The 12,434-nt window shown below is 72.8% G+C and carries 13 protein-coding genes; 5 read left to right on the top strand and 8 right to left on the bottom strand.

From position 1 onward, the window contains the following. Positions 1–112: 112 nt before the first annotated feature. From EOE48_RS20255 to htpG, 3 genes are all read right to left on the bottom strand, one after another. Positions 113–1,255 (bottom strand): FtsW/RodA/SpoVE family cell cycle protein, encoded by a 1,143-nt coding sequence (locus EOE48_RS20255; protein WP_127732531.1) that lies wholly within the window; start codon positions 1,253–1,255, stop codon positions 113–115. 424 nt (positions 1,256–1,679) lie between these two features. Then, positions 1,680–1,961 carry a type II toxin-antitoxin system Phd/YefM family antitoxin gene (locus EOE48_RS20250; RefSeq protein WP_127732529.1) on the bottom strand — a complete coding sequence of 94 codons (282 nt, stop codon included), beginning with the start codon at positions 1,959–1,961 and terminating at the stop codon, positions 1,680–1,682. 130 nt (positions 1,962–2,091) lie between these two features. Beyond that, a complete protein-coding gene (htpG, locus tag EOE48_RS20245) occupies positions 2,092–3,927 on the bottom strand; it encodes a molecular chaperone HtpG (protein ID WP_127732527.1) in 1,836 nt (611 codons plus the stop codon). A gap of 24 nt (positions 3,928–3,951) precedes the next feature. Here htpG and EOE48_RS20240 point away from each other — a divergent pair, with 24 nt between their 5' ends. Next, positions 3,952–4,293, top strand: a complete 342-nt coding sequence (locus tag EOE48_RS20240; RefSeq protein ID WP_246154626.1) for a BrnT family toxin — start codon at positions 3,952–3,954, stop codon at positions 4,291–4,293. Between the two features lie 135 nt (positions 4,294–4,428). Next, complete coding sequence (locus EOE48_RS20235) at positions 4,429–4,731, top strand: BrnA antitoxin family protein (protein ID WP_127732525.1); 303 nt, start codon at positions 4,429–4,431, stop codon at positions 4,729–4,731. A 19-nt stretch (positions 4,732–4,750) separates the two neighbouring features. Here the strand turns inward: EOE48_RS20235 and EOE48_RS20230 are convergent, their stop codons facing one another. Both EOE48_RS20230 and EOE48_RS20225 read right to left on the bottom strand, forming a co-directional pair. Further along, positions 4,751–5,218, bottom strand: a complete 468-nt coding sequence (locus EOE48_RS20230; protein ID WP_127732523.1) for a MaoC family dehydratase — start codon at positions 5,216–5,218, stop codon at positions 4,751–4,753. A gap of 14 nt (positions 5,219–5,232) precedes the next feature. Next, positions 5,233–6,609, bottom strand: coding sequence for an MATE family efflux transporter (locus tag EOE48_RS20225; protein ID WP_127732684.1), 1,377 nt, complete (start codon positions 6,607–6,609; stop codon positions 5,233–5,235). A 121-nt stretch (positions 6,610–6,730) separates the two neighbouring features. Here EOE48_RS20225 and EOE48_RS20220 point away from each other — a divergent pair, with 121 nt between their 5' ends. The 3 genes from EOE48_RS20220 to EOE48_RS20210 all read left to right on the top strand — a co-directional run bounded on the left by EOE48_RS20220 (position 6,731) and on the right by EOE48_RS20210 (position 9,037). Then, entirely contained in the window at positions 6,731–7,225 is a 495-nt protein-coding gene (locus tag EOE48_RS20220) for a MarR family winged helix-turn-helix transcriptional regulator (RefSeq protein WP_127732521.1), read from the top strand. A gap of 101 nt (positions 7,226–7,326) precedes the next feature. After that, positions 7,327–7,998: a LuxR C-terminal-related transcriptional regulator gene (locus tag EOE48_RS20215; protein ID WP_127732519.1), complete on the top strand. Its 672-nt coding sequence runs from the start codon at positions 7,327–7,329 to the stop codon at positions 7,996–7,998. Positions 7,999–8,041: 43 nt separating this feature from the next. Further along, a complete protein-coding gene (locus EOE48_RS20210; RefSeq protein ID WP_246154624.1) occupies positions 8,042–9,037 on the top strand; it encodes an alginate O-acetyltransferase AlgX-related protein in 996 nt (331 codons plus the stop codon). A gap of 6 nt (positions 9,038–9,043) precedes the next feature. On the opposite strand, the gene EOE48_RS20205 is transcribed toward EOE48_RS20210, so the two are convergent. The 3 genes from EOE48_RS20205 to EOE48_RS20195 all read right to left on the bottom strand — a co-directional run bounded on the left by EOE48_RS20205 (position 9,044) and on the right by EOE48_RS20195 (position 12,192). Further along, a complete protein-coding gene (locus EOE48_RS20205) occupies positions 9,044–9,553 on the bottom strand; it encodes a DoxX family membrane protein (protein ID WP_127732517.1) in 510 nt (169 codons plus the stop codon). 73 nt (positions 9,554–9,626) lie between these two features. Continuing rightward, entirely contained in the window at positions 9,627–10,907 is a 1,281-nt protein-coding gene (locus EOE48_RS20200) for a multidrug effflux MFS transporter (protein WP_246154622.1), read from the bottom strand. Positions 10,908–11,151: 244 nt separating this feature from the next. Next, positions 11,152–12,192 (bottom strand): HWE histidine kinase domain-containing protein, encoded by a 1,041-nt coding sequence (locus tag EOE48_RS20195; RefSeq protein ID WP_187371490.1) that lies wholly within the window; start codon positions 12,190–12,192, stop codon positions 11,152–11,154. Positions 12,193–12,434 lie beyond the last annotated feature (242 nt).

Raw genomic sequence — 12,434 nt, 5'->3', positions numbered from 1 at the left:
CGGGGTTGAAGGCAAAGGGTCCGACAGGGCTTGCGGTCGGGTCCCGCTCGAAGGCGCCGCTTGTGTCATGCCGGGACGGCGCGGTCACCCCCCGGGGGCCCGCACCGCCCGCTCACGGGCGGGCGGTCGCGTCCGGCCCGCGCATCATCGCGGCCCGGGGCCGGCGGCGGGTGAGCGCCATCAGGAAGCCCATGCCGAGCGCGAGCGAGATCAGCGACGAGCCGCCGTAGGACACGAAGGGCAGCGTCATGCCCTTGGCCGGCATCAGCCGGACGTTCACCGCCATGTTGATGCAGGCCTGGAGCCCGAACAGGGTGGCGAGCCCGACGATGGCGAGGCGGCAGAACACGTCCTCGTTGCGCCGCGCCAGCACCAGCCCGCGCATGACGACGAAGGCGAACAGCAGCACCAGGGCGATGCAGACGAGGACGCCGAATTCCTCGCCGGCGACCGAGAAGATGAAGTCGGTATGGGCGTCGGGCAGGTGACGCTTGGCGACGCCCTCGCCCGGGCCGGTGCCGAGCCAGCCGCCGACGTTGAACGATTCCTTCGACCAGAACACCTGGAAGTTGTCGCCCGAATCCTCGTTGAGGAAGCGGTCGATGCGGGCGCGCACGTGCGGCAGCAGCTCGTAGGCGGCGGTGACGCCGAGGAGCCCGAGGCCGCCGAGGCCCGCGACCCAGACGAGGTGCAGGCCGGCGACGAACACCATGCAGCACCACACCATGGTGATGAGCATGGTCTGGCCGAAATCCGGCTGGAGGATCAGCGGCACGATGGTCATCGGCAGCAGCAGCAGGGCGAGGAACCCGCCCGGCATGTCGCGCCGGCGCGAGCCCTCCGAGAACGCCCAGGCGGCCAGCACGACGAAGGCCGGCTTGACGAATTCCGACGGCTGGACGCCGATCGCCCCGAACTGGATCCAGCGATGGGCGCCCTTGATCTCGGGCCCGTACTTGATGGCGAGCACGCACAGGACGATGCCCACCGTGTAGGTGAGCAGGGCAAGGCGCCGGACGTGGCGCAGGGACAGGAACGACACCGCGAGGATCAGCCCCACGGTGGGGGCGAGGTACATCACCTGCCGGTTGAGGAAGTGGAACGGCGGCAGGCCGAGGCGGTCGGCGACCGGTGGGCCGCCGGCCATCAGGAACACCAGCCCGATGGTCATCAGGGTGCCGAGGCCGGCGAGCAGGAACCGGTCGACGGTCCACCACCAGTCGCCGAGATGCGAGCGTTCGGCGCGGGACATCATGATGGCGGGATCCTCGCAGGCGCGACGCGAGGGCTCCCGGGACGGGGATCCCGGAGGCCGCTCTGATGCCCTCAACCATCGTGCGGAATGGTAAACCGAGCGTTGCCGGGATGCGGCGGGTTCGCTCTGTCACCCTCGTCGGTGATCCGCCCCATGGTGACATCCCCTGACGAGAGCTTCAGCAGAGCCCCGAAACCGCTCCCTTTTCCCGGACGACTGCAGCGTCAGCGGAAGGAGATCCGGGATCCAGCACAAGGAGTCGCGAAGCGCCTCTGTGCAGCGGCGGTGCCGACGCACTGAGCCGCTTCGCGGCAGGTCTTACGGCTGGATCCCGGATCTCCTTCCACTGCGTTCCAGTCGTCCGGGAAAGGGCGTGCGAGTTCGGAGACGATCTCGTACGCAGGCCATGGCAGGACCGAGCAGGTCAGCCGCGGGCCGCCTCGCGACCTTCGATGGCAGCCAGCACCTCGGGGGGAAGGGTGTCGAAGTCGGGCGACATGCGGATCTGCCCCTTCAACGCCCCGGGCCGACGCGGCGGCCGCACCAGGCCCCGCGGCGGCTGGAGCAGGGCGACGGCCTCGGCCTGGGACGCGATGACGAACGATGCTCTGCTCCGGACTCGCTCCAGGAACTCGGAGACGTGCCCGCTGAACTCGTGGATGTCGATTCGCTGCGGTGCGGCAGCGTCCTGATCCGCCTCGGCCATGGCGCTCTCCTGGCGACGAACGATCGTGACGACGCCGGAACCTGTCAACGGCGATCGCGAGCCGACGCTGCGAAGCGACGACTCGCGAGATCACCGGGCCGGCACGCCGCGAGGTTGCGCCGAACCCGTCCTACCCCTTCCGCGCCAGCGCCGCCGCCACGCGCCGGGCGAAGGCGACCGGGTCGCGGGGCGGGTCGCCGCCCTGGACGTGGGCGAGGTCGAGGAGCGTCTGGGCCGCCTCCCCCACCTCCTCGCCGGCGCCGGCGCGCTCGGCGAGGCGGCGCACCAGCGGGTGGCGCGGGTTGAGTTCCAGCACCGGCTGCCCAGCGCCGAGGCCGCGGCCGGCCCGGCGCAGGAGGCGCTGCATCTGCAGGTCGGGCCCGTGGGCCGGGGCGGCGAGCAGCACCGCGCTGTCGACGAGGCGGCGGCTCTCGCGCACCTCCGACACCGCGTCGCCGAGCGCCTCCTTGAGCTTCGGCACGAGGCCCGACAGGTCGGCGGGCTCGTCGCCCGGCGCCACCTCCGGCTCGAAGGCCGAGAGGTCGTCGGCGCTCTGGGTGACGCTGCGGATCGGCTTGCCGTCGAATGTGTCGAACCGCTCGGGCCAGAACGCGTCGACGTGGTCGGCGAGCAGCAGCACCTCGATCCCGCGGGCCTTGAAGCCCTCGATCTGCGCCGAGGCGGCGAGCGCCTTCGTGTCGTCGCCGACCAGGACGTAGATCGCCTCCTGCCCCGGCTTCATCCGCGAGACGTAATCGGCAAACGAGGTCCAGCCCTCGACCGCCGAGGAGCGGAAGCGCAGCAGCGCGGCGATGTCGTCGCGGTGCTCGACGTCCTCGTACAGGCCCTCCTTCAGCACCGGCCCGAACGCCTCCCAGAACGTCGCGTAGGTCTCGGCGTCCTTGGCGCGGGACTTCAGCTCGCCGATCACCTTGGCGGTGACCGCGCGGCGGATGCGGGCGAGCACCGGCGTCGCCTGCAGCATCTCGCGCGAGACGTTGAGCGGCAGGTCCTCGGTGTCGACCACGCCCTTCACGAAGCGCAGCCAGGACGGCAGCAGGCCGGCCTCGTCGGTGATGAACATCCGGCGCACGTGCAGGCGCACCCGGCTCTCGCGCTCCTCCTCGACGGCGAGGAACGGCTTCATGCCGGGGACGAACAGCAGTGCGGAGAATTCGAGCGATCCTTCCGCCCGCCAGTGCAGCGTCGCCCACGGCGCGTCGAAGGCGTGGCTGACGTGGCGGTAGAACTCGGTATAGGCCTCCTCGGTCACCTCCGCCTTCGACTTGCGCCACAGGGCGGTGCCGCGGGTGATCGTCTCCTCCTCGCCCTCGCGCGCGAGCGTGACCGGGACCGTGATGTGGTCGGCCCACTTGCGCACGATATGCTCGATCCGCATCGGCTCGAGGAACTCGTCGGCGTCGGCCTTGACGTGGAGCACGATGTCGGTGCCGGGCTCGTCCCTCGTCGCGGGCGCGAGGGTGTACTCGCCCTGCCCCTCCGAGGCCCAGGTCCAGGCCTCGTCGGAGCCGGCGCGGCGCGAGGTGACCTCGACCCGGTCGGCGACCATGAAGGCGGAGTAGAACCCGACGCCGAACTGGCCGATCAGGCTCGGGCGCTCGTCGGGCTTGGCGTCGGCGAGCGACTGGCTGAAGGCCCGGGTGCCCGAGCGCGCGATGGTGCCGAGGTTCTGCGCCAGTTCGTCCTTGGTCATGCCGATGCCGGGATCGGACACGGTCAGGGTGCGGGCGTCCTTGTCGGCCCGGATCCGCACCTTGACGTCCGGCGGCAGCGCGAGGCCGGCCTCGGTCTGGGCGGCGAAGCGGCGCCGGTCGACCGCGTCGGCGGCGTTGGCGACGAGTTCGCGCAGAAAGATCTCGCGCTCGGAATACAGCGCGTGGACGACCAGATCCAGGAGGCGCCCCACCTCCGCCCCGAAGGCATGCCGCTCCACCGTCTCGCTCACGTCGAAGGACTCCGTCTCTAGCTCGTGACGGGGGCCGATATGCGGGGCGGGGCCGCCGAATTCAACGGTGGGGCGCCGGGATCGGACCGCGCGTGGCCCGACCGCCAGAGTTATGTACATCCAGGCATGGGCGAAGGCGAGCGGACCGTCTGGGACGACCCGAAGAACGAGGCGAACATCCTCGGCCGGCACATCGACTTTGCGGATCTCGATGAGGCCTTCGATGGCCGTTTCGTCGTCGTCGCCGAGGACCGGCGACGGGATTATGGTGAGCGGCGTTTCAACATGCTGGTCGCGGTCAGGGGCGTGATACGATTTTTGGACGATTCGTTCAAAAATCGTATCACGAGCCCGCGCGGCGCCTGAGCGAAGCCGAAATCCGCATCGCGAAGCGATCACTCGGATTTCGTATGACGCTCAACATCACGTTCACGCCTCAGCCCCCTAAATCCCGGATCATCTCGGCACGCCCGGCCAGCCGCCGGGAGAGAAGGATCTTTCATGCCAGGCAAGCCAGCCAGGACGGGGACCGGCCGGACCGATTGGGCGGCCCTCAAGGCGATGAGCGATGACGAGATCGACCGGATCGCGGCCGAGGACGAGGACAACCCGCCGTCCGACGACGATCACTGGGCCGACGCGGCCATCGGCCTGCCGCCGGGCAAAACCTCGATCCATGCCAGCTTCGACCGCGATGTGGTCGAGTTCTTCAAGCACGGCGGGCGCGGCTACCAGACCCGCATGAACGCGGTCCTGCGCCGCTACATGGAGGTCCAGAAGGCCAAGGAGGCCGGCAGGCCGTAAAGGCGCCGGGATCGCAGCCTCACGCCGGCATCGGCTCCCGCCGCGGCACCACGAGGTTGGCGACCAACACCTGCACCGGCTCGCCGTCCTGGTTGAGCGTCGTCGTGCGCGCCTTGACGAGGCCCTGGTTCGGCCGCGAGCGCGAGGGGCGGACCTCCAGCACCTCGCTCTCCAGGCGCAGGCGGTCGCCCGGGCGCACCGGGCGCGGCCAGCGCAGCTCGTCCATGCCGGCGCCGACGATGCCGCCGGCGAGCGGCAGGCCGCCCTCCACGAGCAGCCGCATGGTGAGGGCGGCGGTGTGCCAGCCGCTCGCCGCGAGGCCGCCGAAGAAGGTGCCCTCGGCCGCCGCCTCGTCGAGGTGGAACGGCTGCGGATCGAAGTCGCGGGCGAAGGCCTTGATCGCCTCGGCGGTCACCGTCAGCTCGCCCGAGCGGAGGACCATGCCGGGCACGAGGTCGTCGAGGTAGAGGCGGGGCGCGTCGGTCATCGGGTCGTCTCCGATCAGCGGGCGGCCGGTATCGCGGCCGGGGCGGGACCGCGGCGGGACCACGCGCCGGCGGCGGTGGCGGCGGCGTTGACGAGGGCGAGGACCAGCAGGCCGAGGCCGAGGGCCAGGAACACCCCGTCGAGCCCCGCCCCGGCCCGCAGGGCGAGCCAGCCGCCGCCGACCGAGACGGCGAGGCGCGCCAGCCCGGCGACGAGGGGCCAGCCGACCCGCCCGGCGCCCTGCGCGGCGAAGTACAGGGCGAGGCCGATGCCGGCGCAGCCGTAGAACGGGCCGACGAGGTGCAGGTAGCGCGCTCCGGTGGCGAGCATCGCCGGGTCGTCGCCGAACAGCCGCAGGAACGCCTCGGGACGGAGCGCGGCGGCGAGCCCGATCGCCTCGGTGAGGAGGCCGGCGATCAGGGCCCCGATCCAGGCGACGCGCACGGCCCGCGCCCGGTCGCCGGCGCCGATGCAGGTGCCGACCATCGCGCCGACCGGGGCGCCGAGGCCGAAGACCAGCGGCACCAGCAGGTATTCGAGCCGCGCGCCGGTGCCGTAGCCGGCGACCGCCCCGGGGCCGGCCGCCCCCGCGAAGCTCGTCGCCGCCGCGATGGTGACGTTGGTGGTCAGGCTGATGACCGACGAGACCGCGCCGACCTTCAGGATCGCGGCCATCGGCGCCAGCGCGAGGCGCGGCGGCCGGGGGGCGGGGCGCACCAGCCCGCGCCCGGACCACAGGTGGTGGACGAACACCGCGCTGCCGGCGGCGTAATAGGCCACGACCGCGACGCCGCCGCCGACGATGCCGAGCCCCGGCACCGGTCCGATCCCGTAGATCAGCGCCGGCGAGACCGGCAGCAGCACCAGGGTGCCGAGGCACGTCACGGTGGCGGGCAGCGCCATGTTGCCGGTGCCGCGCAGCACCGCCGCCAGCGCGTTGAACAGCCAGATCAGCGCGGCGCCCGCGAAGATCACGCCGCCATAGGCCGAGGCCGAGGCGAGCGAGCCGCCGACCCCGCCCATCGCCGCGTAGAGCGCCGGGCCGAGGGTGAGGGCGGCGAGCGACGTGAGCAGGCCGAGGCCGAGCGCGATCACGACCGCGTGCCAGACCAGGGCGTCGGCGGTGTCCTGGCGGCCGGCCCCGAGGGAGCGCGCCACCGCCGACAGGATGCCGCCGCCCATCCCGCCGGCCGAGACCATCTGCACCAGCATCAGCAGCGGAAACACCAGCGCCATGCCGGCGAGCGCATCGGTGCCGAGCCCGGCGACGAAGCCGGTCTCGATCAGCCCGACCAGAGCCTGGGCCAGCATCACCAGCACGTTGGGGCCTGCGAGCCGCAGCAGCGTCGGGACGATGGGCGCGCGCAGCAGGCGGCGGGTACGGTCGTCCATCGGGCAGGCCTCCGAGCCGCGCCGCTCGACCCGGCGGTCGTCCTCCGGCATCGTCGTGCTCGACGCGACGGGATTAGTGGCATATGCCAGTAATTCGTCAAGAGGACGATCGGCGGGAGCGATGGCGGAGACCGTACCCCACCCGTGCAGCAACGCGGCCCTGCGGCGGGCGACGCGCCGGCTCGGCCAGCTCTACGACGACGCGCTGGCGCCCACGGGCCTGAAGGCGACGCAGTTCGGGCTGATGGGCCAGATCCGCCTGCTGGACCGGCCGAGCATGGGCGAACTCGCGGCCGCGATGGTGATGGACCTGTCGGCGCTCGGCCACACCCTGCGGCCGCTGGCCCGCGACGGGCTGGTCGCGCTGGTGGTCGACCCGCGCGACCGCCGCAGCCGCCGGGTCGCCCTGACCGAGGCGGGCGAGGCGCGCTTCCGCGCGGCGTTCCGGCTCTGGCGCGAGGCGCAGGCGCGGTTCGAGACGACCTTCGGGGCCGAGAAGGCATTGCTGCTGCGCACGCTCCTCGACGAGATCGCCGCACCGCCCTTCGCGGCGGCGTTCCGCGAGCCGGAGCCCGACCCCGCCGGGCCGGATCCGGATCGGCGGCCGGGGCGTTGAGACCCCCGATCATACAACCGAGCGTTTACGGTTTCGGCAGCCAGATCCTATAAGGACCGTCCGCGCCCTTCTCGGGCCGGCCCCGACGAGATTCCCGTGTGATGTCCCACCCCTCAGCGCCGGTCGCCCTGGTCGCGGATGACGACGAGTTCTTCCGCCTCGCCCTCACGGCGATCCTCACCCGGATCGGCTTCTCCGAGGTGATCGAGACCGGCTCGTTCGACGCCGCCCTCGACCAGCTGGCGCAGCGCGGCCCCGCCGTCACTCTGGCGCTGTTCGACCTCGCGATGCCGGGCATGGACGGCCCGGCGAGCCTCAGCGCGGTGCGGGAGTGCTTTCCGGCGGTGAAGGTGGCGGTGGTGTCGGCCTCCAGCACCCGGGCGCGGATCCTTGAGGCGCTCGAGGTCGGGGTGCACGGCTACGTGCCGAAGGGACTCGGCGCCCACGAGCTGAGCCGGGCGATCGGCACGATCCTCGACGGTCAGGTCTTCGTCCCGGCGGTCCTCGCCACGCCGGAAGCCGGGCCCGGGCGTCCGGCGGAGAGCCGCGCCGCACCCTCCCGCGGACTGGACGGTCGCGGGCCCGACCTCACGCCGCGCCAGCGCGACGTGCTCGCGCTCCTGGTCGAGGGCAAGTCCAACAAGGAGATCGCCCGCGACCTCAACCTCGGCGAGGGCACGGTGAAGGTCCACATGGCGGCGCTCCTGCGCAGCCTCGGGGTGCAGAACCGCGCCGCGGCGGCGGTGGCCGGTGCCCGCCTGCTCGCCGGATGAGGCGGCCGGCGGCGCGTTCCCGGACCCCGAAACGTCCAGCCCGATGACGGCGGCGGAGGTGGTCCGGCCGGCCTTCGACGTCGCCGGGCCGCAGGAAGCCGGCGGCGAGGCCGCGATGGTCCATGCCGGCCGCGACGGCTGGCTCTTTCTCGTCGGCGGCAGCAACGACGTGCTCGGCCAGTACCGGCATTCCTGGGCCGCTTGGCGCCAGACCTGGGGCTGGCGCCGGCTGCTCGCGCGGCGCGCCCGCCGGTTCCGGCAGCTCGGCATCGCCTACCGCCACCTCGTGGTGCCCGAGAAGCTCACCGTGCTCGACGACCGGCTCGACGGGCTCGCGCTCGACGCCGCTGCGGCACCGGCCGTGCGGCTGCGGCGGGCCCTGCGCCTGACGCCGGCGGCCGGATGCCTCGTCGACCTCGTCGGCCCGCTGCGCGCCGCGCGGGAGACCGGCGACCTCTATCTGCGCACCGACACCCACTGGAGCCACGACGGCTGCTTCGTCGCCTACGCGGCCCTGTGCCGGCACCTCGGCACGGCCCCGCGGGAGGATCTTCGCGACGGCTGCGCGGCGAGCGAGATCGAGGTCTGCGGCGATCTCGGCCTCAAGCTGCGGCCGTGGCGGTGGGAGGCGCTGCGGGTGCGCGCGATCCGGCGCGACGCGGTCCTCTCCGAGACCAACGCGCTGGTGCGCGACTTCGAGGCGGCGGGGCGCGGTCTCGACCTGCATCTCGGCGCCCGGGCGGTGTTCCGCAATCCGACCCCCGGGGCCGATCCGCGCCGCCTCGTGGTGTTCGGCGATTCCTGCGCGCATTTCCGGTGGGACGTCCGCACCGGGATGCTGACCGGCCTCCTCGCCGAGACCTTCGCCGAGGTGCATTTCCTGTGGTCGACCGGCATCGACTGGGACTACGTCGCGGCGGTGCGGCCCGACGTCGTGATCACCGAGATCGCCGAGCGGTTCATGGCCGAGCTGCCGCCGTTCGGCTACAGCCACGCCCGGCTGGAAGAGACGGTGCGGGCCCGCAAGGACCTCGGCTGAGGCGCATCACGCCGCCACCCGGGCCGGCCGCGGCGGCACCTTGGCGGAGCGGGCGGCCGGGGGGCGCTTGCGCGGGGCGGCGGGCGCCGGGGTCGGCTCGCCGCGCCGGCCGTGCCACCAGCCCTGCCAGCCCCAGGCGCCCGGACCGGTCATCGCGTAGAGGACGAGCCCCCCGGCGAGTCCGGCCTGGGCGAGAAAGAGCTCCTGCTCGATCCGCGCCGTGGCGCCGCCATACTGCCAGAACCGGTGCAGCAGCAGCCCCATCGCGACGCTGTGGGCGGCGAGCGCGAGGCCGGTGAGCCGCGGCAGGAGGCCGAGCGCCAGCGCCAGCGGCCCGAAGGTCGTGACCACGACCGAGCCGGTGGCGACGCCGTTCGGGTACGGCATCCCGGTGCCGGCGAGCGCCAGGGCGAAGCCGGACGGGTTGAGCGCGTGCTGGAGGCCCGCCGGCAGCAGGGCCGCCGCGAGCAGCAGCCGTCCGGTCAGCAGCACCGCATCGTCGTAGCGTCCACCCACGGCCCGAACTCCCCGTATCCCGCGACCGGTTCCCGTCGCCGGCCGAGAATCCGCCGCAAGGCTGAAGGCCGGGTTAAGCCGCGGGGCGGTCGGGGCGCGCCGGCACCGGGCCGCCGGCGCCGAACAGCCGGCCGCGCTCGGTCACCAGCACCACCGCCAGGGTGGCGAGGCCCAGCACGAGATAGCCGATCCCGAGGGGGATCACCGTGCCGTCGAAGGACTGGCCGACGAGCAGGCCGCAGAAGGCGGCGAGCAGCGTGGTGTAGAAGCCGATGAACGACGAGGCGGTGCCGGCGATCGCCGCGAGCGGCTCCATGGCGAGCGCGTTGAAGTTCGGCAGGGCGAAGCTGAGCAGGAACTGGCACAGGCCGAGGGTCAGGATCAGCACCGGCAGCGGCGGCCGGCCGCCGAAGGCGAGGATCACCGCGAGCTGGAGCGCCGCCATCGCGCACAGGCCGATCGTGCCGCCATGCGACAGCCGCCGCATGCCGAGGCGGCGCACGAGGCGGGCATTGACCAGCGTGGCGACGCCCATCGCCCCGGCGATGAGCCCGAAGGCAACCGGGAAGTACGGGCCGAGATGGTAGAGCCCGGTGTCGAACACCGCCTGGGCCGAGCCGACATACGCCATGATGCAGCCGGTGAGCAGCCCCAGCGCGGTGGCGTAGCCGAACGAGGCGCGGGTCGTCACCGTGGCGGCGATGCCCGAGGCGACGGTGCCGGCCCGGAGCGGGCGCCGGAAGGCCGGGTGCAGGGTCTCGGGCATGCGCCAGCCGAACCACGCCAGCAGCACGACGCACAGGGCCAGCATGGCGCCGAAGATCAGCCGCCAGCTTCCGACGAGGAGCAGCAGCCCGCCCATGGTCGGCGCGACGATCGGCACGATGAGGAAGACCATCATGCAGAACGACATCACCCGGGCCATGTCGCGGCCCTCGTAGCGGTCGCGCACGATGGCGACGGCGAGCACCCGCCCGGCCGCCCCGCCGACGCCCTGGATCGCCCGGGCGAGGAGCAGCACCTCGAAGCTCTGCGCCAGCATCGCCAGCACGCTGCCGGCGAGGTAGATCGCGAAGCCCGCCATCATCGTGGCGCGCCGGCCGAGGCCGTCGGAGACCGGCCCGTAGGCGAGCTGCGCCACCCCGAATCCGAGCATGTAGACGTAGACGAGGTATTGCAGCCGGTTCGGGCCGCCGATCGCAAAATCGGCCTGGATCGCCGGGAAGGCCGGCAGGAAGCTGTCGATGGTGACGGCGGTGAGGCCCATCACCAGGGCCGTGAGGGCGACGAACTCGGCGAAGCCGGGGCCCGTCCACGCGGTGGTGGCCGAGCCCGGCCTGGATGCGACGCTCATCGCCATGGGAATCCCGGACCGGTCTGAGGGCATGCCGGGAGCAGTGACCGAGCGCCCCGGCCGCGGCAAGGCGGGGCGGGACATGACTGCGTTGCGCCCCTCCCGGCGGCGGGTCGTCATAGGATTTCCGCTTGATCGCTCGGCGACTGCGTTGCAGTCGCTGTCGCGATGCGGAAATCGGCTTCGCTCGAACGCCGCGCGGGCTCGGGATACGGATTCCGGAACGAATCGTCCGGAATCCGTATCACCCCGGCCGCACCACCCGCGCGGTGAGCGGCAGCACGATCCGGCAGGACAGCCCCTTGCGCGCGAAGTCCAGGATCGTGCGGGCGTCGAGATCGTGCGCCAGCCGCTCCTCCAGCACCTCCAGGCCGAAGCCGCGCCGCGCCGGGGGACCGGGCACCGGCGGCCCCCCGCGCTCGACCCAGTCGAAGGTCAGGACCGCGGGCTCCGCCGGCTCGATCACCCACGTCGCCGCGACGCGGCCCGCCAGCGCCGACAGGGCACCGAACTTGACCGCGTTGGTCGCCAGCTCGTGCAGGGCGAGGCCGAGGATCTCGGCCGCCCGGGCGTGGAGCAGGACCGGCGGACCGGCGATGCGGGCCGCCTCGCCCTCGCGCACGCCGCAGACGAGCAGCTCGTCGGCCACCAGCATCGCGAGGTCGAGGCCGCCGGCCGGGTTGCGGATCACCGCGCTCTGCACCCGGGAGATCGCCGCGAGGCGCCCGTCGAGGTGCATGGCGTAGTCGTCCTTGCCCGTGCTCGTCTCCGCCGAGCGCCGGGCGATGGCCCGCACCGCCGACAGGGTGTTGCGGACCCGGTGCTGCAGCTCGGCGAGGAGTTCGGCCTGCCGCTGCTGAGACAGCTTGAGGTCGTGGACGTCGGTGGCGGTGCCGAACCATTCGAGGATCCGCCCGGCGGCGTCGCGGCGCGGCGCCGCCCGGGTCTCGAACCAGCGGTAGCCGCCGTCGCCGCCCTGCCGCAGGCGGTGCTCGACCTCGAGGCCGCCGCGGCTCTCGGCGGCGCGCCACGCCTCGCGGGTGCGGGCGCGGTCGTCGGGATGGACGACGGCGAGCCAGCCCTGGCCGCGGGCGGCGGCGTCGCTCTGGCCGGTGAAGGCCGTCCATTGCCGGCTCGCCCAGATCCACTCGCCGAGCGCGTGGGAGCGCCACAGCAGTTGCGGGATGGTCTCGACCAGCCAGCGGATCGCCTCGGGATCGGCCAGCAGCGCCGCCGAGGCCGCTGCGGCGTCCCGGTCCTCGTCCTGCTCGCGCTGCTGCGTCATTGACGGATCGGGCTCCTGCCGGGTCGCGCCCCGGGACGGCACTTCGTCCGCTTCCATGCCTCGCCGTTGTTTGGGGGAAAACTGTTTTTGATACAATCGATCCGCCGGCGGCGGCCTAGCAGCCTGTCGGGTTGGGGCTTGATTTCACGGCTGGCGCAGGAGCGCGCGTGTCGAGGTGTGGCGGCGGGTCAGCCTGGTCCGAGTTCCGGTTGATGAGCAGCCAGGCTGGACATCAAGAGGAT

This window comes from Methylobacterium oryzihabitans, from assembly GCF_004004555.2.
Lineage (GTDB): Bacteria > Pseudomonadota > Alphaproteobacteria > Rhizobiales > Beijerinckiaceae > Methylobacterium > Methylobacterium oryzihabitans.
The sequence above is the reverse complement of the archived record's forward strand: the minus strand, read 5'-3'. Positions and strand labels throughout refer to the sequence as shown.